At 67.9% G+C, this 24,530-nt stretch carries 20 protein-coding genes, 2 tRNA genes and 3 pseudogenes; 9 read left to right on the forward strand and 16 right to left on the reverse strand.

Translation table 11 applies throughout. The features are described 5' to 3' along the window. Nucleotides 1-6 precede the first annotated feature (6 nt). On the forward strand, nucleotides 7-2,238 hold the full coding sequence (locus tag A5787_RS19920) for an RNA degradosome polyphosphate kinase (protein ID WP_066970098.1): 2,232 nt from the start codon (nucleotides 7-9) through the stop codon (nucleotides 2,236-2,238). Between the two features lie 72 nt (nucleotides 2,239-2,310). Then, nucleotides 2,311-3,252, forward strand: a complete 942-nt coding sequence (locus A5787_RS19925; protein ID WP_066970100.1) for an NUDIX hydrolase — start codon at nucleotides 2,311-2,313, stop codon at nucleotides 3,250-3,252. Between the two features lie 64 nt (nucleotides 3,253-3,316). Here the strand turns inward: A5787_RS19925 and A5787_RS19930 are convergent, their stop codons facing one another. The 3 genes from A5787_RS19930 to leuC form a co-directional block, all read right to left on the reverse strand. Further along, nucleotides 3,317-3,964, reverse strand: coding sequence for an HU family DNA-binding protein (locus tag A5787_RS19930; protein ID WP_066970101.1), 648 nt, complete (start codon nucleotides 3,962-3,964; stop codon nucleotides 3,317-3,319). 213 nt (nucleotides 3,965-4,177) lie between these two features. Beyond that, the gene (gene leuD, locus A5787_RS19935; RefSeq protein WP_066970104.1) at nucleotides 4,178-4,774 is read right to left on the reverse strand and encodes a 3-isopropylmalate dehydratase small subunit; all 597 of its coding nucleotides are present in this window, start codon (nucleotides 4,772-4,774) and stop codon (nucleotides 4,178-4,180) included. A 19-nt stretch (nucleotides 4,775-4,793) separates the two neighbouring features. Next, entirely contained in the window at nucleotides 4,794-6,227 is a 1,434-nt protein-coding gene (gene leuC / locus A5787_RS19940) for a 3-isopropylmalate dehydratase large subunit (protein WP_066970107.1), read from the reverse strand. A 63-nt stretch (nucleotides 6,228-6,290) separates the two neighbouring features. Here leuC and A5787_RS19945 point away from each other — a divergent pair, with 63 nt between their 5' ends. Next, nucleotides 6,291-6,992 (forward strand): IclR family transcriptional regulator, encoded by a 702-nt coding sequence (locus A5787_RS19945; protein ID WP_066970109.1) that lies wholly within the window; start codon nucleotides 6,291-6,293, stop codon nucleotides 6,990-6,992. Between the two features lie 67 nt (nucleotides 6,993-7,059). Continuing rightward, nucleotides 7,060-7,572: a pyridoxamine 5'-phosphate oxidase family protein gene (locus tag A5787_RS19950; protein WP_066970111.1), complete on the forward strand. Its 513-nt coding sequence runs from the start codon at nucleotides 7,060-7,062 to the stop codon at nucleotides 7,570-7,572. A gap of 6 nt (nucleotides 7,573-7,578) precedes the next feature. Here the strand turns inward: A5787_RS19950 and A5787_RS19955 are convergent. From A5787_RS19955 to A5787_RS19970, 4 genes are all read right to left on the reverse strand, one after another. Then, a tRNA-Glu gene (locus tag A5787_RS19955) sits at nucleotides 7,579-7,651 on the reverse strand. Nucleotides 7,652-7,735: 84 nt separating this feature from the next. Then, nucleotides 7,736-7,807 (reverse strand) — tRNA-Gln (locus A5787_RS19960). Between the two features lie 106 nt (nucleotides 7,808-7,913). After that, nucleotides 7,914-9,368, reverse strand: a complete 1,455-nt coding sequence (gltX, locus tag A5787_RS19965; RefSeq protein ID WP_082977335.1) for a glutamate--tRNA ligase — start codon at nucleotides 9,366-9,368, stop codon at nucleotides 7,914-7,916. Then, entirely contained in the window at nucleotides 9,365-10,165 is an 801-nt protein-coding gene (locus tag A5787_RS19970) for a fumarylacetoacetate hydrolase family protein (protein ID WP_066970116.1), read from the reverse strand. Before A5787_RS19970 ends, gltX begins: the two co-directional genes overlap by 4 nt. Before the next feature lie 110 nt (nucleotides 10,166-10,275). Here A5787_RS19970 and A5787_RS26945 point away from each other — a divergent pair. Next, nucleotides 10,276-11,295, forward strand: a pseudogene (locus tag A5787_RS26945) (MFS transporter); the annotation flags it as partial. Between the two features lie 133 nt (nucleotides 11,296-11,428). Here A5787_RS26945 and A5787_RS19975 read toward each other — a convergent pair. Next, nucleotides 11,429-12,439, reverse strand: coding sequence for a 3-isopropylmalate dehydrogenase (locus tag A5787_RS19975; RefSeq protein ID WP_066970118.1), 1,011 nt, complete (start codon nucleotides 12,437-12,439; stop codon nucleotides 11,429-11,431). Beyond that, entirely contained in the window at nucleotides 12,436-14,022 is a 1,587-nt protein-coding gene (serA, locus tag A5787_RS19980; RefSeq protein ID WP_066970121.1) for a phosphoglycerate dehydrogenase, read from the reverse strand. The genes A5787_RS19975 and serA overlap by 4 nt, the downstream gene beginning before the upstream one ends. A gap of 41 nt (nucleotides 14,023-14,063) precedes the next feature. Here serA and A5787_RS26950 point away from each other — a divergent pair. Then, nucleotides 14,064-14,504, forward strand: a pseudogene (locus A5787_RS26950) (phytoene desaturase family protein); the annotation flags it as partial. Nucleotides 14,505-14,508: 4 nt separating this feature from the next. After that, a pseudogene (locus tag A5787_RS19985) lies at nucleotides 14,509-15,009 on the forward strand (NAD(P)H-dependent oxidoreductase); the annotation flags it as partial. 60 nt (nucleotides 15,010-15,069) lie between these two features. On the opposite strand, the gene ilvC reads toward A5787_RS19985, so the two are convergent. From ilvC to A5787_RS20000, 3 genes are read right to left on the reverse strand one after another with little or no spacing between them, the layout of a single operon-like run. Continuing rightward, nucleotides 15,070-16,071 (reverse strand): ketol-acid reductoisomerase, encoded by a 1,002-nt coding sequence (ilvC, locus tag A5787_RS19990; RefSeq protein ID WP_066970149.1) that lies wholly within the window; start codon nucleotides 16,069-16,071, stop codon nucleotides 15,070-15,072. A 53-nt stretch (nucleotides 16,072-16,124) separates the two neighbouring features. Then, complete coding sequence (gene ilvN, locus A5787_RS19995; RefSeq protein WP_066970124.1) at nucleotides 16,125-16,631, reverse strand: acetolactate synthase small subunit; 507 nt, start codon at nucleotides 16,629-16,631, stop codon at nucleotides 16,125-16,127. Then, on the reverse strand, nucleotides 16,631-18,490 hold the full coding sequence (locus tag A5787_RS20000) for an acetolactate synthase large subunit (RefSeq protein ID WP_066970127.1): 1,860 nt from the start codon (nucleotides 18,488-18,490) through the stop codon (nucleotides 16,631-16,633). The genes ilvN and A5787_RS20000 overlap by 1 nt, the downstream gene beginning before the upstream one ends. Before the next feature lie 316 nt (nucleotides 18,491-18,806). On the opposite strand from A5787_RS20000, the gene A5787_RS20005 reads away from it, so the two are divergent. Then, nucleotides 18,807-19,145, forward strand: a complete 339-nt coding sequence (locus tag A5787_RS20005) for a PH domain-containing protein (RefSeq protein WP_066970152.1) — start codon at nucleotides 18,807-18,809, stop codon at nucleotides 19,143-19,145. A 3-nt stretch (nucleotides 19,146-19,148) separates the two neighbouring features. On the opposite strand, the gene A5787_RS20010 is transcribed toward A5787_RS20005, so the two are convergent. Then, entirely contained in the window at nucleotides 19,149-20,006 is an 858-nt protein-coding gene (locus A5787_RS20010) for a DoxX family protein (RefSeq protein WP_066970129.1), read from the reverse strand. Nucleotides 20,007-20,210: 204 nt separating this feature from the next. Between A5787_RS20010 and A5787_RS20015 the strand changes: the two genes are divergently transcribed. Further along, on the forward strand, nucleotides 20,211-21,341 hold the full coding sequence (locus A5787_RS20015) for a sorbosone dehydrogenase family protein (RefSeq protein WP_066970132.1): 1,131 nt from the start codon (nucleotides 20,211-20,213) through the stop codon (nucleotides 21,339-21,341). Here A5787_RS20015 and A5787_RS20020 read toward each other — a convergent pair. From A5787_RS20020 to A5787_RS20030, 3 genes are all read right to left on the reverse strand, one after another. Then, the gene (locus tag A5787_RS20020) at nucleotides 21,338-21,928 is read right to left on the reverse strand and encodes a flavin reductase family protein (RefSeq protein ID WP_369829147.1); all 591 of its coding nucleotides are present in this window, start codon (nucleotides 21,926-21,928) and stop codon (nucleotides 21,338-21,340) included. The two genes, A5787_RS20015 and A5787_RS20020, sit on opposite strands and share 4 nt — an antisense overlap. A 43-nt stretch (nucleotides 21,929-21,971) precedes the next feature. Further along, a complete protein-coding gene (gatB, locus tag A5787_RS20025; RefSeq protein ID WP_066970135.1) occupies nucleotides 21,972-23,483 on the reverse strand; it encodes an Asp-tRNA(Asn)/Glu-tRNA(Gln) amidotransferase subunit GatB in 1,512 nt (503 codons plus the stop codon). 35 nt (nucleotides 23,484-23,518) lie between these two features. Further along, a partial coding sequence (locus A5787_RS20030) for a MinD/ParA family protein (protein WP_369829148.1) occupies nucleotides 23,519-24,530 on the reverse strand: 1,012 nt, incomplete at its 5' end.

The following is a 24,530-nucleotide window of genomic DNA, read 5'->3' on the forward strand; positions in this document are numbered from 1 at the left end:
CGCGCGATGGATGTCGATGGGGCGCTAGCAGCACCAGCGGGAATGAGCAATGATCGCAGGGTGACCGAAATCGAAGCCGAGGCGCGCCTCGAAGAATCCGCGTGGCACACCGGCGACTCGACCGCGGGCGCACCGGTTGCCGCAACGCAGGCCGCGATCGACGACGCGCTGCCGGAGGACCGTTACCTCAATCGGGAGCTGAGCTGGCTGGACTTCAACGCGCGCGTGCTCGCGCTGGCCGAAGACAACTCGCTGCCGCTGCTGGAGCGCGCGAAGTTCTTGGCGATCTTCGCTTCCAATCTCGACGAGTTCTACATGGTTCGGGTGGCCGGCCTCAAACGCCGCGACGAGATGGGGCTGTCCGTGCGCTCGGCCGACGGCCTGACGCCGCGCGAGCAACTGGCCCTCATCGGCGAGCACACGCAGCGGATCGCGACCCGGCACGCGCGCGCGTTCCTCGATTCGGTGGAGCCGGCGCTGGCCGCCGAAGGCATCCACATCGTCACGTGGGCCGATCTGGATCCGGATGAGCGCGACGAACTCTCGACGTACTTCAACGAGCAGGTCTTTCCGGTCCTGACGCCCTTGGCCGTCGACCCCGCCCACCCCTTCCCCTTCGTCAGCGGGCTGAGTTTGAACCTGGCCGTCATGGTGCGCCAGCCCGAGGACGGCGGCCAGCACTTCGCCCGCGTCAAGGTCCCGAACAACGTCGACCGCTTCGTCGAGCTCGAGAGCCGTCGCGATGCGGAGGGTGGCGGCGAAGGCCCCGCCATAATCCGCTACCTGCCAATGGAAGAGCTCATCGCGGCCTTCCTGCCGGTGCTCTTCCCCGGCATGGAAGTCGTGCAGCATCACGCGTTCCGCATCACCCGCAACGCCGACTACGAGGTCGAAGAGGACCGCGACGAAGACCTGCTGCAAGCGCTGGAGCGGGAGCTGGCGCGCCGCCGGTTCGGTTCGCCGGTCCGACTCGAGATCGCCGATGACATGACCGAAAGCATGCTGGAGTTGCTGCTGCGCGAACTCGACGTGAATCCCGGTGACGTCGTCGAGGTGCCCGGCCTGCTCGATCTGTCGTCGTTGTGGCAGGTCTACGGACTGGACCGGCCGGCGCTGAAAGACCCGGCGTTCGTTCCGGCCACCAGCCCCGCCTTCGTCGACCGCGAAACACCACGCAGCATTTTCGCGACGCTGCGCGAAGGCGATGTGCTGCTTCATCATCCGTATGAGTCGTTTTCCACCAGCGTGCAGCGATTCATCGAGCAGGCCGCCGCCGATCCCAACGTGCTGGCGATCAAGCAGACGCTGTACCGCACATCCGGTGACTCGCCGATCGTGCGGGCGCTCATCAACGCCGCCGAGGCCGGCAAGCAGGTGGTGGCGATGGTGGAGATCAAAGCGCGCTTCGACGAGCAGGCCAACATCCGCTGGGCGCGCGAACTGGAGCAGGCGGGCGTGCACGTGGTTTACGGGTACGTCGGACTCAAGACGCACTGCAAGACCTGCCTGGTGGTGCGCCGGGAGGGCCCAACGATCCGGCGGTACTGCCACATCGGGACCGGCAACTACAACGGCAAGACGGCTCGGCTGTACGAGGACGTCGGTCTGCTCACGGCGTCGCCGGAAATCGGGGCCGACCTGACGGACCTGTTCAATTCGCTCACCGGGTACTCGCGGAAGGTGTCCTACCGCAACCTGTTGGTGGCCCCGCACAGCATCCGCACCGGCATCATCGAGCGCGTCGAGCGCGAGATCGACGCGCACCGCGAAAGCGGCGGGGGACGGATCCGGATGAAGATGAACGCTCTGGTCGACGAGCAGGTCATCGACGCGCTGTATCGCGCCTCCCGCGCCGGCGTGCGCGTGGAGATCGTGGTGCGCGGCATCTGCGCGCTGCGCCCGGGCGCGGAAGGGTTTTCGGAGAACATTTCGGTCCGCTCGATCCTCGGCCGCTTCCTGGAGCACTCGCGGATCATCCATTTCGGCCGCATCAACGAGTTTTGGATCGGCAGCGCCGACATGATGCACCGCAACCTCGACCGGCGCGTCGAGGCGCTGGTTCAGGTCAAGGATCCCAGGCTCACCGCGTACCTGGACGACTTGTTCGAGTCCGCGTTGGACCCGTCCACCCGGTGCTGGGAGCTCGGCGCCGACGGGCAGTGGATCGCGTCGCCGCCGGCTGGCCACCCGGTGCGCGACCATCAGGAATCGCTGATGGAGCTGCACCGGAGCGCATGAAGACATGTGGTAGCTTTCCTGGTCGCGCCCACGGCCGTGCGTACCTCGCCGAATTGACCTGCAGGAGTTGAGTTGCCAGCCCAGAACTCGTCCGCCAATCGGCGCTCGGGGAGTCGGGTCGTGTACGCCGCGGGCGCTGTGCTGTGGCGGCCCGCGGATTCCGGCAACCCCGGCCTCGAGGTCGCCGTCATCCATCGCCCCCGATACGACGACTGGTCGCTGCCCAAGGGCAAGGTGGATCCCGGCGAGACGGCACCCGTGGCGGCGGTGCGAGAGGTATTCGAGGAGACCGGTCAAGGCGCGATCCTCGGCCGGCGGCTGGACGTGGTGAGCTACCCGATCGACCAGGGCGTCAAAAAGGTCCACTACTGGGCCGCGCGCAGCACCGGCGGCGAATTCACGCCCGGCAGCGAGGTCGACGAACTGGTCTGGTTGCCGGTGGCCGAAGCCAAGGACAGACTCACCTACCCACACGACCGAAAGATGTTGCGCCACTTCGCGAAACAGCCCGCCGACACGCAAACCGTGCTGGTCGTCCGGCACGCCACCGCCGGCAGAAAGTCACGCTTCAAGGGCGACGACACCAAACGACCGCTGGATAAGCGGGGACGCGCGCAGGCCGAAGCCCTGGTCCCACAACTGCTCGCCTTCGGCGCCTCCGACGTGTACGCGGCCGACCGGCTCCGCTGCCACCAGACGGTCGAACCGCTCGCCGAGGAGCTCGGTGTGAGCGTGCACAACGAGCCCGCCCTCACCGAGGAGTCCTACGCCAAGAACCCCAAGCGCGCCCGCCACCGGATGCTGGCCATCGCCGAGGAGGGCGGCACCCCGGTGATTTGCACGCAGGGCAAGGTGATTCCGGACCTGATCGCCTGGTGGTGCGAACGCGACGGAGTGCGCGCCGATAAATCCCGCAACCACAAGGGCAGTACGTGGGTGCTGTCGCTATCCGGCGGCCGGCTGGTGTCGGCCGACCACATCGGCGGCGCACTGGCCGCCAACGTGCGGGCCTGACACGCAAATACCCTTCGGGGCGGCGTTACTGCCACCCCGAAGGGTATCCGCGTACCGGAACTTCTTAGCGGCGGCCGCGCCGCGCGGTGGCCTTCTTGGCGGGAGCCTTCCGGGCCGGCGCCTTGCTCGCGGCCTTCTTGGCCGGCGCCCTCTTCACTGCGGCCTTCTTGGCGGGAGCCTTCTTCACTGCGGCCTTCTTGGCGGGAGCCTTCTTCACCGCGGCCTTCTTGGCGGGAGCCTTCTTCACCGCGGCCTTCTTGGCGGGAGCCTTCTTCACCGCGGCCTTCTTGGCCGGAGCTTTCTTAGCGGCGGCCTTCTTGGCCGGAGCTTTCTTAGCGGCGGCCTTCTTGGCCGGAGCCTTCTTCGCGGCCTTCTTGGCCGCACCGCCTGCCACAACACCACGCTTCACTGCTGGTCCTTCCGACGGGAGGCGCTGCGCGCCAGACACAACCGCTTTGAATTGGGCACCGGGCCGGAACGCGGGAACCGATGTCGGCTTTACCTTTACCGTCTCGCCGGTACGCGGGTTGCGGGCCACGCGCGCCGCGCGCCGCCGCTGCTCGAACACACCGAACCCGGTAATGGTGACGCTGTCGCCCTTGTGCACCGCACGCACAATCGTGTCGACGACATTCTCGACGGCAGCGGTCGCCTGTCGACGGTCCGAGCCCAATTTCTGTGTGAGCACATCTATGAGCTCTGCTTTGTTCATCCAAACCCTCCGAAGCTAGTGGTCCTCGTTTTGGGAACCGACTAGTGGACACGGTAAACCCTCACCCAGCAAATTTCCAAGAGCCACGCGCAATTTCAGGACCGAACGGCGCAACTTTTCGCAATCCGGTTGCCGCCCTTGACCGGTGGGGGACCGCGAAATCGGCGGGGTTTACTTAGCCGATCGAGAAAAAAATCTGTACCGATCGACCGTTCAGGAGGCGGGCGAAGTGCGCGGTTTCCACTCCGGGCGCGCCGCCTCGAAGGCCTCAATGTTGTCGAGTTTTCGCAGCGTAAGGGCTATATCGTCGAGGCCCTCGAGCAGTCGGTAGGCGGTATGGTCGTCAATCTTGAACGGCAGCACCGTCGTTCCGGCGGTGATATTTCGATCTTGAAGATTGGCAGTGATTTCCAAGCCCGGGCTGCCCTCGATGAGCTTCCAAAGGAGTTCCACGCCGTCCTGAGAAACTTCGGCGGCCAACAGGCCCGCCTTGCCGGCGTTGCCCCGAAAAATGTCACCGAATCGAGACGAGATGACCACCCGGAACCCGTAGTCCATCAGCGCCCACACCGCATGCTCGCGCGACGAACCCGTGCCGAAATCGGGCCCGGCGACCAGAACCGAGCCGCGGTCAAAGGGGCTGAGATTGAGCACGAATGAAGGATCGGAACGCCACGTGGCGAACAAACCGTCCTCGAAACCGGTTCGAGTAACGCGTTTCAAAAACACGGCGGGAATGATCTGATCGGTATCGACATTGGACCGTCGCAGCGGCACGCCGATACCCGTGTGGGTGCGAAAGGCTTCCATTTTCGTCCTCGTTTCGAAGTCAGTTGGAATGCAAGTCGGCCGGCGCGGACAGCCTGCCCCGCACCGCCGTTGCGGCCGCGACGGCCGGCGACACCAGGTGCGTGCGGCCGCCTCTGCCCTGCCGCCCTTCGAAGTTGCGGTTGGACGTCGCGGCGCACCGCTCCCCCGCCGAAAGCTGATCGGGGTTCATGCCCAGGCACATCGAGCATCCCGCCTGACGCCATTCGGCGCCGGCGGCGGTGAAAATCTCGCCCAGCCCTTCGGCCTCCGCCTGCGCGCGCACCCGCATCGAGCCGGGCACGACCAGCATTCGCACCCCCTGGGCGACCTTGCGCCCACGCAATACGTCGGCCACCGCGCGCAGGTCTTCGATACGACCATTGGTACAAGAGCCGACGAACACGGCGTCGACGCTGATATCGCGCATCGGTGTCCCGGCTCGAAGGTCCATGTACGCCAAGGCTTTCTCGGCGGCCTGTCGCTCGCCGTCGTCGCCGATCAGTTCGGGGTCGGGCACGGCCGCGTCCAGCGGCACCCCCTGGCCGGGATTTGTCCCCCACGTGACGAACGGGCTCAGCGAGGCCGCGTCGAGATAGACCTCGGTGTCGAAGACGGCGCCGGGCTCGGTGCCCAGCTGCCGCCAGTACTCGAGGGCGGCATCCCATTGCGCGCCAGCGGGCGCGTGCGGGCGCCCGCGCAGGAATTCGTACGTGGTGTCGTCCGGTGCCACCATGCCCGCCCGGGCCCCGGCCTCGATGCTCATGTTGCAGACCGTCATCCGGCCTTCCATGGACAGCGATTCGATGGCGCTGCCCCGGTATTCGATGACGTGACCCTGCCCGCCGCCGGTGCCGATCTTCGCGATCAGCGCGAGGATGATGTCCTTGGCGGTCACGCCGGTGGGCAGCGTGCCGTCGACATTGACCGCCATCGTCTTGAAGGGGCGCAACGGCAAAGTCTGGGTGGCCAGCACATGCTCGACCTCCGAGGTGCCAATTCCCATGGCCAGCGCGCCAAATGCGCCGTGCGTGGACGTGTGGCTGTCGCCACAGACGATCGTCATGCCCGGCTGGGTGAGGCCCAATTGCGGACCGACGACATGCACGATGCCTTGATCGATGTCGCCCATCGGGTAGAGCCGGACGCCGAATTCCGCGCAGTTGTGCCGCAACGTCTCGACCTGTGTGCGCGACACGGGGTCGGCGATCGGCTTGTCGATGTCGAGCGTGGGCACGTTGTGGTCCTCGGTGGCCAGCGTCAGGTCGGGGCGTCGCACCCGCCGGCCGGCCAGGCTAAGCCCGTCGAAAGCCTGCGGGCTGGTGACCTCGTGCACCAAATGCAGATCGATGTAGATCAGGTCAGGGGCGTCTGCCTGTTCGGATTCGCCCCCTCTCACCACAACGTGGTCGTCCCAGACCTTTTCGGCCAGGGTGCGCGGTTTGTCGGATCCCATCTCGAATTCGCCTCTGTTCGGTCTTTCGCTGTTTCTCAGAATGTGAGACGCTAGTATCTCCTCATGAGACAGCATAGCGGCATCGGCGTCCTGGACAAAGCTGTGGTCGTGCTGCACACGATCGCGGAATCCCCCTGCGGATTGGCCGAACTGTGCGAACGAACCGGGCTGCCCAGGGCCACCGCCTACCGGCTGGCCGCCGCCCTGGAAGTCCATCGGCTGCTCGCGCGCGACGACGCGGGGCGTTGGGGGCTGGGCCCGGCAGTCCCCGAACTCGCGGTCCGGGTCAATGACCCGCTGCTGGCGGCGAGCGCGGCGGTGCTGCCCGCGTTGCGTGAGACCACCGGCGAGAGCATCCAGCTGTATCGCCGCGAGGGCACCTCGCGGGTCTGCGTGGCCGCCCTGGAACCGGCTGCGGGTCTTCGCGATACGGTTCCGGTCGGCGCGCGGTTACCGATGACGGCGGGTTCCGGGGCCAAGGTGCTACTCGCCTATGCCGACGCCGCCACTCAGAAAGCCGTACTGCCGACGGCGAAGTTCACCGACCGGACGCTGGCCGACGTGCGCCGGCGCGGCTGGGCGCAAAGCGTGGCCGAGCGCGAGCCCGGGGTGGCCAGCGTGTCGGCGCCGGTGCGCGACAACCGCGGCGTCGTCGTCGCGGCGATATCGGTGTCGGGACCCGTCGATCGGATCGGCCGGCGCCCCGGGGCTCGCTGGGCCGCCGATCTGCTGTCCGCCGCGGACGCGCTCACCCGCCGGCTCTAGTTCGGCGGCGCGCGTTCCGGGCCACCACCACACACTCAATCGCGCGCCGCCTGACACACTGACCGCCATGGGAACCAATCAGCGCTCGAGCATCGTCATGTCCGACGACGAGATCGCCGACTTCGTCGTGAAGAGCCGCACCGGCACGCTGGCCACCGTCGGCCCCGACGGCCAGCCGCACTTGACCGCGATGTGGTACGCCGTCGTCGACGGCGAGATCTGGCTCGAGACCAAGGCCAAGTCGCAGAAGGCGGTCAACCTCACCCGCGACCCGCGGGTGAGCTTCCTGATCGAGGACGGCGACACCTACGACACGCTGCGCGGGGTGTCCTTCGAGGGCGTCGCCGAGATCGTCGACGATCCCGACGTCTCGCACCGGGTCGGGGTCAGCGTCTTCGAGCGCTATACCGGCCCCTACACCGACGACATGAAGCCCTTCGTCGAGCAGATGATGAACAAGCGGGTCTGCGTGCGCATCGTCGGCCGCCGCGCACGCTCGTGGGATCACCGCAAGCTCGGGTTGCCGCAGATGCCGGTGGGCGGATCGACCGCGCCGGCCGCGCTGCGGACCGGCCAATAGATTTTGTAGCCCCGATGGGATTCGAACCCACGCTACCGCCGTGAGAGGGCGGCGTCCTAGGCCGCTAGACGACGGGGCCAGAACCGATCCGAGCTGCCAGCATAGCTCACCGCAGAAAGGCGACCTAATCGCTGATCGTGCTGCGCCCAAAACCTCTCTAGCGCTGGGGTACCAGGACTCGAACCTAGAATGGCTGAACCAGAATCAGCTGTGTTGCCAATTACACCATACCCCATTGGCGACCTAAAACCACTGGTCACAACGGTTTTGCAGGGTGTCCCGCAACCGCTGTGGCCAACCGTAGGCGGCCATTGCAAACCGCAGTGCAGACTACCAAAAACTCAGACCGCACCGTCGCGCGCCGCCCGCAACCGCGCCACGCTGCGGTCGCGGCCCAGCAGCTCCAGTGATTCGAACAACGGTGGGCTGATCGTCGTTCCCGTCGCGGCGACCCGGATCGGACCAAACGCCTTGCGCGGTTTGAGTCCCAGGTTTTCGATGAGCGCGGTCTTGAGGGCGTGCTCGATCTGTGCCGTGCTCCAGTCCGTCACCCCGTCCAGAGCGGTCAGCGCCGCGTCCAACACGGCGATGCCGTCCGGGCCGAGCTCCTTGGCGGCGGCCTTGGGGTCGATCGCGTATTCGTCGTCGTTGAGGAACCTCAGCAGGTCCCACGCGTCGGCGAGGACCACGATGCGCGTCTGCACCAGCTCGGCGGCGGTGGCAAATCGGGCATCGTCGAGCGGAACCCGATGGCCGTGGGTGTCCAGGAAGTCGCGCAGCCTGGCGGCGAAGTCGCCGGCGTCGAGCATCCGGATGTGCTCGGCGTTCAGCGCGTCGGCCTTCTTCTGGTCGAACCGGGCCGGGTTCGAATTGACATCGACGACGTCGAACGCGGCCACCATTTCGTCGAGGCTGAACAGGTCGTGGTCGTCGGCGATCGCCCAGCCCAGCAGCGCAAGGTAATTGAGCAACCCCTCGGGGATGAAGCCCCGGTCGCGGTGGGCGAACAGGTTCGACTGCGGATCGCGCTTGGAGAGCTTCTTGGTGCCCTCCCCCAATACCGTTGGCAAGTGCGCGAATTGCGGCGTGCGTTCGGCGACCCCGATCCGGATCATCGCCTGGTACAGGGCGAGCTGGCGGGGGGTCGACGACAGCAGGTCCTCGCCGCGCAGCACGTGGGTGATTTTCATCAACGCGTCGTCGACCGGGTTCACCAACGTGTACAACGGATCTCCCGTCGCGCGGGTGAGGGCGAAGTCGGGCACGCTGCCCGCCCCGAACGTGGTCGGTCCGCGCACCAGGTCGTCCCAAGCGAGGTCTTCGTCGGGCATCCGCAGCCGCACGACCGGCTGACGGCCCTCGGCCAGAAACGCCGCGCGCTGGGAGTCGGTGAGCTGCCGGTCGAAGTTGTCGTAGCCCAGTTTGGGATTGCGGCCCGCGGCGATGTGGCGGGCCTCGACCTCCTCCGGGGTCGAGAAGGCGTAGTAGGCCTCCCCGGCCTCCAGCAGCCTGGCCACCACGTCGCGGTAGATCTCGGTGCGCTGCGACTGCCGGTAGGGGCCGTAGGGCCCGCCGACCTCGGGACCCTCGTCCCAGTCGAGGCCGAGCCAGCGCAGCGCGTCGAGCAGCGCCAGATAGCTTTCCTCGGTGTCGCGCTGGGCGTCGGTGTCCTCGATGCGAAACACGAAGGTGCCGCCGGTGTGTCGGGCGTAGGCCCAATTGAACAGCGCAGTGCGGGCCATCCCGACGTGCGGGGTGCCGGTCGGCGACGGGCAGAATCGGACTCGTACGGTCACGACTTTCCTTTGCGCACAACGGGGTTGACGAGGCTGCCGATGCCCTCGATGGAAATGGACACCGTGTCGCCGTCCTCGATGGGGCCGACGCCCGCGGGTGTTCCGGTGAGGATGAGATCGCCCGGCAGCAGGGTCATCACCGCCGAGATCCATTCCACGATGGCGCCGACGTCGTGGATCATCTGCGAAGTGCGGCTGTGTTGCTTCACCTCGCCGTTGACCTCGGTGCGCAGTTCGAGATCCGCCGGATCGACGTCGGTGACGATCCACGGCCCGACCGGGCAGAAGGTGTCATGGCCCTTGGCGCGGGTCCATTGGCCGTCGGCCTGTTGTTGGTCGCGCGCCGACACGTCATTGCCGATGGTGTAGCCGAGGATGCTGTCGGCGGCCCGGGCGGCGGGCACGTCCTTGCACGGCCGGCCGATGACCGCGGCCAGCTCGCCCTCGAAGTGCACGGGTGAGGCGTTGGCGGGCAACCGGATCGGCACATTCGGCCCGATGATCGCGGTGTTGGGCTTGAGGAAGATGATCGGATCCGCCGCCGCCGGGCCCGTCGCGAAGCTGCTCATTTCCGCGATGTGATCGGCGTAGTTCTTGCCGACGCAAACCACCTTGCCGGCCAATATCGGGGCCAGCAGCCGCACGTCGGCCAGCGGCCACGACCGGCCGGTGAAGTTCGGCGTGCCGAACGGGTGCTCGGCGATCTCCCGCGCGACCATCCCGGCGGGATCGTCCAGTTCGCCCTCGATGCTGACGAAGGCGACACCGTCGGGACTGGCGATTCGACCAAGGCGCATTCGCTTGAGCCTAGTGGCCGTTTCCCGAGTCACAGCGGCCGGTGTCGGCGCTCTGCAAGCATGGATTGATGCCGAAGGGCGACGCCACGCTCAGCGCGGGAGGGCGCTGGATGGTGCTGGTCGTCTCGCTGTTCGTGACGGCCAGTTCCTTCCTGTTCATCAACGGCATCGCCTTTTTGATCCCGTCGCTGCAGGACCAGCGCGGGATTGCGCTGACCGAAGCCGGTCTGTTGTCGTCGATGCCCAGCTGGGGCATGGTCGTCACCCTGGTGCTGTGGGGCTACGTCCTGGACCGCGTGGGCGAGCGGATCGTGCTGACCGCGGGCTCCGCGCTCACCGCGGCCGCGGCCTACGCCGCGGCATCGGCCCATTCGATGGTGTGGGTCGGGATCTATCTCTTTCTCGGTGGCATGGCCGCGGCGAGCTGCAACACCGCGGGCGGTCGTTTGGTGTCCGGGTGGTTCCCCGCGCAGCAACGCGGCCTGGCGATGGGCATCCGGCAGACCGCCCAACCGCTGGGGATCGCGGTGGGCGCGTTGGTGATGCCCGAGTTGGCCGAGCGCGGCCCGCACGCGGGGCTGATGTTTCCGGCATTCGTGTGCAGCGCGGCGGCCGTGGTCAGCGCGGTCGGCGTCGTCAACCCGCCGCGGAAATCCCGCAAGACGGCCACGGAGTCCGAACTGGCCAGCCCGTATCGCGGATCCTCGGTGCTGTGGCGCATTCACGCGGTCGCGGGCCTGCTCATGATGCCGCAGACGGTGACGGTCACCTTCATGCTGGTGTGGCTGGTCAACCACCACCACTGGTCGGTCGCCGCGGCCGGCGGCCTGGTCACCGTGGCGCAGCTGCTCGGCGCCGCGGGTCGCGTCGCGGTCGGCCGCTGGTCGGATCGCATCGGCTCACGCATGCAACCGGTGGCCGTCGTCGCCGCGGCCGCCGCGCTGACCCTGTTCCTGCTGGCGCTTTCGGACCTGGTGGATTCGCGATTCGACATCGCGCTCATGGTCGCGGTCTCGGTGCTCGCGGTGCTCGACAACGGGCTGGAGGCCACCGCCATCACCGAATTCGCCGGCCCGTTCTGGAGTGGGCGCGCGCTGGGCATCCAGAACACCACCCAGCGGGTGGTGGCGGCCGTCGGTCCCCCGCTGTTCGGTCTGCTGATCAGCGCGGCAAGGTATCCGCCGGCGTGGGCGCTGTGCGGGCTGTTCCCCCTGGCGGCCGTGCCGTTGGTGCCGATCCGGTTGTTGCCGCCCGGGCTGGAAACTAGAGCGCGGCTGCGATCAGTTCGCCGACTTCGCTGGTGGCGCGCCGTTCGTTCCCACGAGTTGCCAGATAATTCTCGACCGCACGGTCCACCCGGGCAGCAGCATCGTCCTCGCCGAGGTGGTCGAGCAGCAGCGCCACCGACATGATCGCGGCGGTCGGATCCGCGATGCCCTGACCGGCGATGTCGGGTGCGCTGCCGTGCACCGGCTCGAACATCGACGGGTTGGTCCGGGTGGCGTCGATGTTTCCGCTGGCGGCCAAGCCAATTCCACCGCACACCGCCGCGGACAGGTCGGTGATGATGTCGCCGAACAGGTTGTCGGTGACGATCACGTCGAAGCGGCCGGGGTCGGTAACCATGAAGATGGTCGCCGCGTCGACGTGTTGGTACGCCACCTCCACGTCGGGATACTCCTCCCCGACCTCGGCGACGATCCGCGACCACAGCTTCCCCGCGAATGTCAGCACGTTGTTCTTGTGCACCAGCGTCAAGTGCTTGCGGCGCAGCATCGCCCGCTCGAACGCGTAGTGCACCACTCGACGCACGCCGAACGCGGTGTTCAGGCTGACCTCGGTGGCCACCTCGTGCGGCGTTCCGGCGCGGATCGCGCCGCCGTTGCCGGTGTAGGGCCCCTCGGTGCCCTCGCGGACCACCACGAAGTCGATCTCCGGGTTTCCCGCGAGCGGGCTGCTCACCCCGGGATAGAGCCGGCCCGGCCGCAGGTTCACGTGGTGATCCAGCTCGAAACGCAGGCGCAGCAACAGTCCTCGCTCCAGCACGCCGCTGGGCACCGAGGGATCGCCGACCGCTCCGAGCAGGATGGCGTCGTGCTCACGCAATTCGGCGAGCACCGAGTCCGGCAGCAACTCGCCCGTGGCGTGGTACCGGCGGGCGCCGAGGTCGTAGCCGGTCTTGTCCACGCCCGGCACCACCGCGTCCAGGACTTTGACGGCCTCGGCCACCACCTCCGGCCCGATGCCGTCGCCGCCGATCACCGCGAGTTTCACGACAGGTCAACCACTTCGAGCTTCTTGGCGCTCACCGCGGCCGCGATCGCCGACCGCACATCCTCCGGCACGTCCTGGTCGACGCGCAGCAGGATCGTCGCGAACGGACCCTCGGCGTCCTCGGACAGTTGGGCCGCGTGGATGTTCACCCCGGCGCCACCGAGCAGGGTGCCGATCTTGCCCAACGCGCCCGGCTGGTCGACGTAGTGGACGATCAGGTTGGTGCCTTCGGCGCGCAGGTCGAAGTGGCGACCGTTGATCTGCACGATCTTCTGGACCTGCTGCGTTCCGGTCAGCGTGCCGGCGACGTTGACGGCCGTACCGTCGTGGGCCACGCCCCGCACGTCGATCATGCTGCGGTAGTTGGGGCTTTCCGAGGCCGTCGAGAGCTCGGCGGAAACGCCGCGTTCGGCCGCCAGCGCCGGCGCGTTGACGAACGTCACCGGGCCCTCGACGACGGCCGAGAACAGCCCGCGCAGGGCCGAAAGCTTCAGCACCTCAACGTCTTCGGCAGCGAGCTCGCCGCGCACCTGCACCGACAACGACACCGGCGGCCCGTCGGACATGGTGGCGACCAGCACGCCGAGCTTGCGCGCCAGGTCCAGCCACGGCGCCACCTCCTCGTTGACCACGCCGCCGCCGACGTTGACCGCGTCGGGAACGAATTCACCGGCCAGGGCCAGCCGCACGCTCTCGGCGACGTCGGTGCCGGCCCGGTCCTGGGCCTCGGCGGTGGACGCCCCCAGGTGCGGTGTGACCACCACCTGCGGCAGCTCGAAAAGCGGGCTGTCGGTGCAGGGTTCGGTGGAGAACACGTCGAGGCCGGCGGCGCGCACGTGCCCGCTGTTGACGGCTTCGGCCAGCGCCGCCTCGTCCACCAGGCCGCCGCGCGCCGCGTTGACGATGATGACGCCCGGCTTGGTCTTGGCCAGCGCCTCCTTGTCGATCAGGCCCGCGGTCTCGGGCGTCTTCGGCAGATGCACCGAGATGAAGTCGGCGCGGGCCAGCAGGTCGTCCAGGGGGAGCAGCTCGATGCCGAGCTGCGCGGCCCGGGCCGGCGACACGTAGGGGTCGTAGGCGACCAGGTGGGTGCCGAACGCCTCGATCCGCTGCGCGAACAACTGGCCGATCCGGCCCAGCCCGACGACACCGACCGTCTTGCCGAAAATCTCGGTGCCCGAGAACTTCGACCGCTTCCAGGTGTGCTCGCGCAGCGTGGCATCGGCCGCCGGGATCTCCCGCGCGGCGGACAGGAGCAGCGCCATCGCATGTTCGGCGGCGCTGTGAATGTTCGAGGTGGGGGCGTTGACCACCAGCACCCCGCGCGTCGTCGCGGCGTCCACGTCGACGTTGTCCAGGCCGACCCCGGCGCGGGCCACGATCTTGAGCTTGGGAGCGGCCGCCAGCACCTCGGCGTCGACGGTGGTGGCCGACCGCACCAGCAGCGCGTCGGCCTCGGGCACGGCCGCCAGCAGCTTCGGCCGGTCGGGCCCGTCGACCCAGCGCACCTCGACCTGGTCCCCCAGGGCGGCGACGGTTGATTCGGCGAGTTTGTCGGCAATGAGTACAACAGGCAGATTCACGCGGCCAGCCTATCGGCTGTAATTGACGGGTGGCCGCCACCGTGGACGTGACCATAGTCGGCAGCGGGCCCAACGGGCTCGCCGTGGCCGTCATCTGCGCCCGTGCGGGCCTGAAAGTGCAGGTCATCGAGGCACAGCCGGCGTTCGGCGGCGGCGCCCGCACCGCGGCCGCCCCAGATTCTCCGGGAGTCTTGCACGACGTGTGCTCGGTGGTTCACCCGCTGGCGCTGGCGTCGCCGTTCTTCGCCGCGTTCGACCTGCCGGCACGCGGCGTGCGACTGGCGGTCCCGGAGATTTCCTATGCCAACCCGCTGCCGGGCCGCCCGGCCGCGATCGCCTACCGCGATCTCGAGCGCACCTGCGCGGAGCTGGAGCACGGCGCGTCCTGGCGGCGGCTGCTGGGCCCGCTGGTCGGGCACTCCGAAGACGTGGTGGGCTTACTGCTGGGCGACAAGCGCTCGGTGCCGCGCTCGGTGCCGTCGGGCTGTGCGGCACGTCGCCGAAACCCAGGACCCGCAATCGTTCTCGCGCACCCCGGCGTGGACCGCGAACTACGAGGCGACCAAGGACCTCCCCGCGGCCACCGGCGACGACATCGTGTGGGCCGACGCGGTGATCTTCGGCTCGCCGACCCGCTTCGGTTCTCCCGCCGCGCAATTGCGCGCCTTCCTCGACTCGCTGGGCGGGCAGTGGGCCGAAGGCAAGCTCGCCGACAAGGTGTATGCGGCGTTCACGTCGTCCAACACGCTGCACGGCGGGCAGGAAACGACCTTGCTGTCGCTCTACATCACCCTGATGCATTTCGGCGGCATCATCGTGCCGCCGGGATACACCGATCCGGTCAAGTTCGTCGACGGCAACCCGTACGGCGTCAGCCTGGTGTCCACCCACGACAACATCGGTGAGTGCGACGACGCCACCCAGAACGCCCTCGACCACCTTGCCCGCCGGGTGGTGGCGGTCGCCGGGCGCCTGCGCGACACGTAAACGTTTGCGACGACACGCCGGAAACCGGCGCAACGGTTTATGTTTCGAGGCAGCTGACCCTTACGCCGTTTCGGTGATCGGGCGGTCCACCCAGCTCATCAGGTCGCGCAGCTTCTTGCCCGTGACCTCGATGGCGTGCTCGGCGTTCTCCTTGCGCAGCTGCTCGAGTTGCTTGTTGCCGCCCTCGACGTTGGCGACCAGCTTCTTGACGAAGTCGCCGTTCTGGATGTCGCGCAGGATCTCCCGCATCCGGTCCTTGGTGCCTTCATCGATGACGCGAGGCCCCGACAGGTAGCCGCCGAACTCGGCGGTGTCGGACACCGAGTAGTTCATCCGGGCGATGCCGCCCTCGTACATCAGGTCGACGATCAGCTTGAGCTCGTGCAGCACCTCGAAGTACGCCATCTCCGGCGGGTAGCCCGCCTCGACCATCACGTCGAAACCGGTCTTCACCAGTTCCTCCGTGCCACCGCACAACACGGCCTGCTCACCGAACAGGTCGGTTTCGGTCTCGTCCTTGAAGGTGGTCTTGATGACGCCGGCGCGGGTGCCGCCGATCGCCTTGGCGTACGACAGCGCCAGCGCCTCGCCCTGACCGGTCGGGTCCTGGTCCACGGCGATCAGGCAGGGCACGCCCTTGCCGTCGACGAACTGGCGGCGCACCAGGTGGCCGGGCCCCTTGGGGGCGACCATCGCGATGGTGACATCGGCGGGCGGCTTGATCAGGCCGAAGTGGATGTTGAGTCCGTGACCGAAAAACAAAGCGTCGCCGGCCTTCAGGTTGGGCTCGATGTCGTTTTTGAAGATGTCGGCCTGAGCGGTGTCGGGGGCCAGCAGCATGATGACGTCGGCCCACTTGGCGACCTCCGCGGGGGTGTCGACGTCCAGGCCCTGCTCGGAGACCTTCGGCCGCGACTTCGAACCTTCCTTGAGGCCGACGCGCACCTGCACGCCGGAGTCGCGCAGGCTCAGCGAGTGCGCGTGCCCCTGGCTGCCGTATCCGATGACGCCGACCTTGCGGCCCTGGATGATCGTCAGGTCCGCGTCGTCGTCGTAGAACATCTCCAATGCCTCTGATGGCACTTCTTTCTCCTTATCGTCAATCAGCCGAAAACTTATTTGCCAGTGCCCATTCCGCGCGGACCGCGGGACAGCGACACCATCCCGGATTGGGCGATTTCGCGGATGCCGAACGGCTCCAGCACGCGCAGGAACGCCTCGATCTTGCCGCGGTCACCGGTGGCCTCGATGGTCAGCGATTCCGGTGACACGTCGATCACCTTGGCGCGGAACAGGTTCACCGCCTCGATCACCTGGCTGCGGGTGCCGGCGTCGGCGCGCACCTTGATCAGGGACAACTCCCGGGACACCGAGTTGTCGTCGTCCTGCTCGATGATCTTGATCACGTTGATCAGCTTGTTGAGCTGCTTGGTGATCTGCTCGAGCGGTGTCTCCTCGGCCGAGACCACGATCGTCATGCGCGACATGTCCTTCTGCTCGGTCGCGCCGACGGCCAGGGACTCGATGTTGAAGCCGCGCCGCGAGAACAGCGCCGCCACCCGGGCGAGCACACCGGGTTTGTCCTCGACCAGCACCGACAGCGTGTGGGTTTTGGTGTTCATCAGGCGTGCCCTTCGCTTTCGTCGTCGAACAGCGGCCGAATGCCGCGGGCTGCCTGGATCTCGTCGTTGCTGGTGCCGGCGGCCACCATCGGCCACACCTGCGCGTCGGCGCCGACGATGAAGTCGATCACCACCGGGCGGTCGTTGATCGCGCGCGCCGCCTTGATCACGTCGACGACGTCTTCGGCACGCTCGCAACGCAATCCGACGCAACCCAGCGCCTCGGCCAGCTTCACGAAGTCGGGGATGCGGTGCGAGTGCGTGGCCAGGTCGGTCTGCGAGTAGCGCTCCTGATAGAACAGCGTCTGCCACTGGCGCACCATGCCCAGGTTGCCGTTGTTGATCAGCGCCACCTTGATCGGCGCGCCCTCGATCGCGCAGGTGGCCAGCTCCTGATTGGTCATCTGGAAGCAGCCGTCCCCGTCGATCGCCCACACCTCGGCGTCGGGTCGGGCGATCTTGGCGCCCATGGCCGCCGGGATCGCGAATCCCATGGTGCCCAGCCCGCCGGAATTCAGCCAGGTGCGCGGCTTCTCGTAGGAGATGAACTGCGCGGCCCACATCTGGTGCTGGCCGACACCGGCGACATACACGGCGTCGGGGCCGGCGATCTCGCCCAGCTTCTCGATGACGTACTCGGGGCTGAGGCTGCCGTCGCTCTGCGGGCCGTAGCTCAACGGGTAGGTGGACTGGACGCCGTTCAGGTAGGCCCACCAGTCGGTCATCTCGATGTTGCCCGGGATGTCGTGGTGGCGCAGCATCGCGATGAGGTCGGTGATGACGGCCTTGACGTCGCCGACGATCGGGACGTCGGCGTGCCGGTTCTTGCCGATCTCGGCCGGGTCGATGTCGGCGTGGATGACCTTGGCGTCCGGGGCGAAGGAGTCGAGCTGTCCGGTCACCCGGTCGTCGAATCGGGTGCCCAGCGCGATCAGCAGGTCGCTGCGCTGCAGTGCCGCCACCGCGGCCACCGTGCCGTGCATGCCCGGCATGCCCATGTGTTGTCGGTGGCTGTCCGGGAAGGCGCCGCGCGCCATCAGCGTGGTGACCACCGGGATGCCGGTCAGCTCGGCCAGCTCGCGCAGCTCCTCGGTTGCCTCGCCGCGGATGACGCCGCCGCCGACGTAGAGCACCGGCTTGTGCGCGGCCGCGATCAGCTTGGCGGCCTCGCGGACCTGCCGGTTGTGCGGCTTGGTGTTCGGCTTGTAGCCGGGCAGGTCCATGCGGGGCGGCCAGCTGAACGTGCACTGGGCCTGCAGCACGTCCTTGGGGATGTCGACGAGCACCGCTCCGGGACGGCCCGAGGCGGCGATGTGGAACGCCTCGGCGATCACCCGGGGGATGTCGTCCCCGGAACGCACCAGGAAGTTGTGCTTGGTGATCGGCATCGTGATGCCCGAGATGTCGGCCTCCTGGAAGGCATCGGTGCCGATCAGCCCGCGCCCGACCTGCCCGGTGATGGCGACGACGGGGATCGAGTCCATCTGGGCGTCGGCCAGCGGGGTCACCAGGTTGGTGGCGCCGGGACCCGAGGTCGCCATGCAGACCCCGACCTTGCCGGTGGCGTGCGCGTACCCGCTGGCCGCGTGGCCGGCGCCCTGCTCGTGGCGAACCAGCACGTGGCGCAGCTTTTTCGAATCGAACAGCGGGTCGTACACCGGCAGCACGGCGCCGCCGGGAATCCCGAAGATCACCTCGACGTCAAGTTCCTCCAACGACCGGATCACCGACTGGGCACCGGTAAGTTGCTCCGGCCCAACGCGTTTCGGTTGTGCCGCCGGCGTCTTTGCGGCGGGTTTCACGGCGTCGGTGGCGACGCTGGCCGCGTCAGGCGTCGCCGGCTTGGTGGGTGCGCTCACTGTCGTCCTCGCCCTCTTGTTCACGCTTCGTCGTTATGTCTCGTTGCCGCGCAAGAAAAAACCCCCGTCAGCTCGGCCGCTGAACGAGGGTTGCGCGTTGGTGCTGGATAGCTTCACATGCCGAAGAGCCGGTCAGCCACCAACGCGCTGACTAAGTACTACGAGCATTCCGGGCTTTCCGGCGGTATCCATAGCGTCCGACGGTAGCCTTCGCACAGCTCAGGAGTCAAATCCGGGCCCCGTCCGCGGCCCGGGCCCCCGGTGCAAGGATGCTCCCGTGGCTACCGATTCCCCCGTGGTGATCAAGGTGTCGCCGATGGCGCACTTCGCCGTCGGATTCTTCACCCTCGGCCTGCTGATACCGGTGCTGGCCTGGCCGGTGTGCGCGCCGCTGCTGATCATCCCGGTGCTGTTGTCCGCGTTGATCGTCCGGTTACGCACGGTCGCCGACGAGCAGGGAGTGACCGTCCGGACGCTGCTGGGCAGCCGGACGGTGCGCTGGGACGAGATCGAGGGGCTGCGCTTTTCCCGCGGTTCCTGGGCGCGCGCCCGCCTCACAAGCGGTGCGGAGCTGCGCTTGCCCGCGGTCACCTTCGCGACGCTGCCCCAGCTGACCGAGGCGAGCGGGGGGCGGGTGCCCAATCCCTACCGGTGAGGGTCAGGCGATCGGGTTGACGCCGTTGAGCAGCACCCACACCGCGACGCCGGCGGCGACGCCGGCCAGCAGGGCGACGAACGACCCGATGAACGGTCGATGCGCCCAACCCCGGTTCGCGTCGAGGCCGTAGCGGCCCGGTCCGCACAGGACGACCGCGGCGGCCAGGACGATCAGGGTGATCTGGTATTCGTGCCCCTGGGGCAGGAAGTAGGAGAAGGCGTGTGACCGGGAGCCGCCCGACACGGTGGCCAGCAGTTCGTTGATCAGGAACGCCAGCGCGCCCGCCGCGGCGATCGGGGTGAACAGTCCCAAGATCAGCAGCGCGGCGGCCACGATCTCACCGCCCGCGCTCACGTACGCGAGGATGTCGGCGTGCTGGTAGCCGACGTCGGACAGCGAATTCTTGAGCCCGGTCAATCCCCCGCCGCCCCACCAGCCGAACAGCTTCTGCAGCCCGTGGGCGCCGAGCACCACGCCCAGCCCGACCCGCAGCACCAGCAAACCCAGGTGCTGGGTGCCGCGCCGACCGACCTCGCGATGCCGCTCGTCGTCGGGTTCCGCGTCGATCTGGGCCGGCTCGGTGGCCGAGATCGGCGCCGCCTGGGCCACCGCGGCCGGCTGGACGTACGGCAGGGGTTCCTGCTGGTCGAGCAGGTGGTAGCCGCCCGCGCCCGGCCCGGCGTGCTGGTTGGGGTCCTGGTAGGGGATGACCGTGGTGGTTCCGAAATCGCCCGGGTACCCGACCGGTGTCAGGTCATCCTCGGGATCGACCAGGCGCGCCGAGGCGGGGCGCCCAGGGATCGGCTCCGGGGTTTCGCCCGGCCGCTGCCAAGGTGCGTCATGCGATTGACTGGTCACGGGTGTCAGGGTAAGGGCTAAAGGTCCCGAATCGGGGATTTGAGCGGCGCTTTCGCCGGTTAGTCCGCCAAATCGGCCCGAATCGGTCAAAAATCGCCTTCGCGCGCGTCCGTCGCGGCCGAAAAGGGTGAAATCGGCGCTCCACCGGCGGCGCTTGCGCACGCGTGTGGCGGCGCCGCCCGCACAGTCCGTAGCCTGTCGATCATGCGACGAGGGCGATCAGGGCGGTCGGTTCGGGGCGGGCTCGCCGCGCTTTTCGCGCTGGTGTTGGTCGCGAGCGGCTGCGCGCGGTTCAACGACGCCCAGTCCCAGCCCTTCACCACCAACCCCGAACTCAAGCCCCAGCCGAGCTCGACGCCTCCCCCGCCGCCGCCGCTGCCTCCGACGCCCTTCCCCAAGGCCTGCCCGGCCCCGGGGGTCATGCAGGGCTGCCTGGAGAGCACCAGCGGCCTGATCATGGGGCCGGACAGCAAAACCGCGTTGGTCGCCGAGCGCACCACCGGCGCCGTCAAGGACATCTCCGTCAGCGCCGAGCCGAAGGTGAAGACCGTCATCCCGGTCGACCCGTCCGGTGACGGCGGCCTGATGGATATCGTGCTGTCGCCGACGTACCAACAGGACCGGCTGATGTACGCCTACATCAGCACGCCCACCGACAATCGGGTGATCCGAGTGGCCGACGGGGACATCCCCAAGGACATCCTGACCGGGATCCCCAAGGGCGCCACCGGAAATACCGGGGCCCTGATCTTCACCAGCCCCACCACGCTGGTCGTGATGACCGGCGACGCGGGCAACCCCGCGATGGCCGCCGACCCCAGGTCGCTGGCCGGCAAGGTGCTGCGCATCGAGCAGCCGACCACCATCGGCCAGGCGCCGCCGACGACGGCGCTGTCCGGCGTCGGCTCCGGCGGCGGCATGTGCGTCGACCCCGTCGACGGCTCGCTGTACGTCGCCGACCGCACACCCACCGCGGATCGCTTGCAGCGCATCACCAAGACCTCGGAGGTGTCCACGGTGTGGACCTGGCCGGACAAGCCCGGCGTGGCCGGCTGCGCGGCGATGGACGGGACCGTGCTGGTGAACCTGATCAACACCAAGCTGACGGTCGCGGTGCGGCTCGCGCCGTCGACGGGCGCTGTCACCGGCGAGCCCGACGTCGTCCGCAAGGACACCCACGCCCACGCGTGGGCACTGCGGATGTCGCCGGACGGAAACGTCTGGGGGGCAACGGTCAACAAGACCGCCGGGGACGCCGAGAAACTCGACGACGTGGTGTTCCCGCTCTTCCCGCAGGGCGGTGGCTTCCCGCGGAACAACGACGACAAGACCTAAACGGGCCCGTCGAGCGTGAACCTGATGCCGTATTTGCGCGGCTCGTCGGCCGGCTTGTGCAGAACGAACCGCTCCGGCGCTTCCTGGCCGGGTTCGAGGTCGTCGAGGTCGGAAAGGTAAAGCACGTCCTCGTAGGCCTCCGGGACCCATCCGGCGACGGGTTCCACGATGTAGGCCACATGGTCAGCGATATCGATCCAGTGCGCGGTCTTCCCGACGAACCACGCGATCGCCTCATCGAGGATCGGCATCTCGTTGGGGCCGACGCGCCACGAGCAGTGACCGAATTTGTCGGTCTCGTCGTCCGTTTCGCCGTCGAACAACTCGGCCAGGGCAGCCTGGTGCTGCGCCAGCACGTGCACCGCCAGGTGCTCGGATCGGCGCGCCGCGTCGCAGGTGTCGCGCCCGCGCGGGATCACAACCATGAAACTCGGGGGCCGCACGCTGGTCTGACTGGCGAAGCTGATCAGGCAACCCGTCGGCCGCCCTTCGGTCTGGGTGGTCACGACGAACACCGGGCTGTCCAGCATCGCCATCAGGTCGTCGAACACATGACCATCATGGGTCCGCACGGCACTTTCCAACACGCTTTCCCGCTATTTCCGTGGGATCGGTGGGCGGCGGTGCCGGTCAGGGGTGACCGCAGGCGGCCAGAACGAGTTCGCGCACCCGCGCCGCGTCGGCCTGTCCGCGGGTGGCCTTCATCACGGCGCCGACGATCGCGCCGGCCGCGGCCACCTTGCCGCCGCGGATCTTTTCGGCGACATCGGGATTGGCGGCCAGGGCCTCATCGACGGCGGCCTGCGTCACCGAGTCGTCGCGCACCAGGGCCAGACCGCGCGCGGTCATCACCTGCTCGGGTTCGCCCTCCCCGGCGAGCACGCCCTCGACCACCTGGCGGGCCAGCTTGTTCGACAGCTTGCCCTCGTCGACCAGCGAGATCACCGCGGCCACCTGGGCCGGGGTGATGGCCAGCTCGTCCAACTCGACGTTCGCCTCGTTGGCCTTCTGCACCAGGAAGTTTCCCCACCAGGCGCGGGCCTGCTCGCTCGATGCGCCGTGCTTGACCGTCTCGATGACCAAATCGACCGCGCCGGCGTTGACGAGGTCCCGCATCACCTCGTCGGAAACGGCCCACTCGTCCTGGATTCGCTTGCGGCTCAACCACGGAAGCTCGGGGATGGTATGCCGCAATTGCTCGACGAGCTCGCGACTGGGCGCGACGGGCTCCAGGTCGGGCTCGGGGAAATAGCGGTAGTCCTCGGCGGTCTCCTTGGTGCGGCCCGGGCTGGTGTAGCCGGACTCGTGAAAGTGCCTGGTTTCCTGGGTGATCCGACCGCCGGATGACAGCACGGCGCCCTGGCGCTGCATTTCGTAGCGCACCGCCACCTCGACGCTTTTCAGCGAGTTGACGTTCTTGGTTTCGGTCCGGGTTCCGAACTCCGTTGCGCCCTTTGGCATCAGTGACACGTTGGCGTCGCAACGCATTGAACCCTGATCCATCCGGACGTCCGATACGCCCAACGCGCGCAACAGGTCTCGCAGCGCGGTGACGTAGGCCCGGGCGATCTGCGGGGCCCGCGCGCCGGCGCCCACGATCGGCTTGGTGACGATCTCGATCAACGGCACGCCGGCGCGGTTGTAGTCGATCAGCGACGTCGTCGCGCCATGGATGCGGCCGGTTTCGCTGCCCAGGTGGGTGAGCTTGCCGGTGTCCTCTTCCATGTGCGCCCGCTCGATGTCCACCCGCCAGGTGCTGCCGTCTTCCAGCGGCGCGTCCAGGTACCCGTTGATGGCGATCGGCTCGTCATACTGCGAGATCTGGTAGTTCTTCGGCATGTCCGGGTAGAAGTAGTTCTTCCGCGCGAAGCGGCACCAGGGCACGATCTCGCAATTCAGCGCCAGCCCGATGCGGATCGCCGAGTGGACCGCCTCCTGGTTGAGCACCGGCAACGAACCCGGCAGCCCGAGGCAGACCGGGCAGACCTGGGTGTTGGGTTCGGCGCCGAATGTGGTGGCACAGCCGCAGAACATCTTGGTCACGGTGGACAGCTCGACATGCACCTCGAGGCCGAGGACCGGGTCAAAGCGTGCGATGACCTCGTCGTACTCCATCAGGTCGGCCGCGGCGGCAATACTCATGCCGTCGATCGTAACGACGGCCGCCCGGTCGCCGCTCAGCGCCCGTGCGGCGCTCGCCGGGCCCCGAGCCGCAGGTTTCGCTGCGCGCCGTGGTCTCCGAACATGTCGGCGATCGCGGCCGCCATCTCCAGGTAGCTGCGCCTGCTGTCCTTGCTCAGCCGATCCAGGCCGATCTCCTTGCCGTCGTGCACGTGCCGATCGAACGGCAGCACGACGGTCGCCGCGACGCGGGCGGACAATTGCTCGAGCTCCTTGGCGGCCACCACGCCGACCTTTCCGGCCTCGACGTGGTTGATCGCGAGCACCGTCGAGGCCATCAAGGGTTGATAGCCGTTGTTGCGCAACAAGTCCAGGGTCGTCTTGGTCTTACGTATCGCGTCGATGGAGGTGCTGGTGACCACCACGAGGGCCCGCGCCTCCGGCAGCACGGCGTCCATCACGGCCGAGTTGACCGCCTTGACGCAATCCACCAACAGCACCGAATAGTGTTTGCGCAGAATCGAAAACGCCTTGGCGACGTCGTGGCGCTCCAGCCGCCAATCGGTGCGCGCATAGTCCGGCAGCCCGAGCACCTCGAGCCCGAAGCTGTTCTTGTAGGTGTGCGCCCGCACGTCGGAATACTGCGTGGCGGCGCCATCGAGGAGCAGGTCGGCCAGGCTCAGCGGGTTCCGGCGCCCGTGGCGCTCCGCCAAGTCGCCGGCGTCGATGTCGAGCGCGACGACCCGGTCGTCGCGCACGGCGGCGAACGTCGAGCCCAACGCCTCGACCACCGCGGTCTTGCCGACCCCGCCCTTGAGGTTGAGGACGGCGATGGGAAACGCGCCCCCGACGGGCGTGCGGACGCGCTCCCGCAACTCCTGTTCGTAGGCCGAGTCCTTGCCCGGGCCGAGGTTGATCCCGGTGACCCGGCGGATCAGGTCGCGCCAGCTGAAACTCGCGGAGTCGTCGGGCTCCGGCTCTTCGAGGCCGTCGAGCGCCGTGCCGCCGACCGTCAGCTCGGGGCGGGGTCGCGGCGGGACGCGTCGCGCCGGGGCGCGCTTGGTGGGC

It is taken from the genome of Mycobacterium sp. 852002-50816_SCH5313054-b (genome assembly GCF_001667185.1).
Classification (GTDB): Bacteria; Actinomycetota; Actinomycetes; order Mycobacteriales; family Mycobacteriaceae; genus Mycobacterium.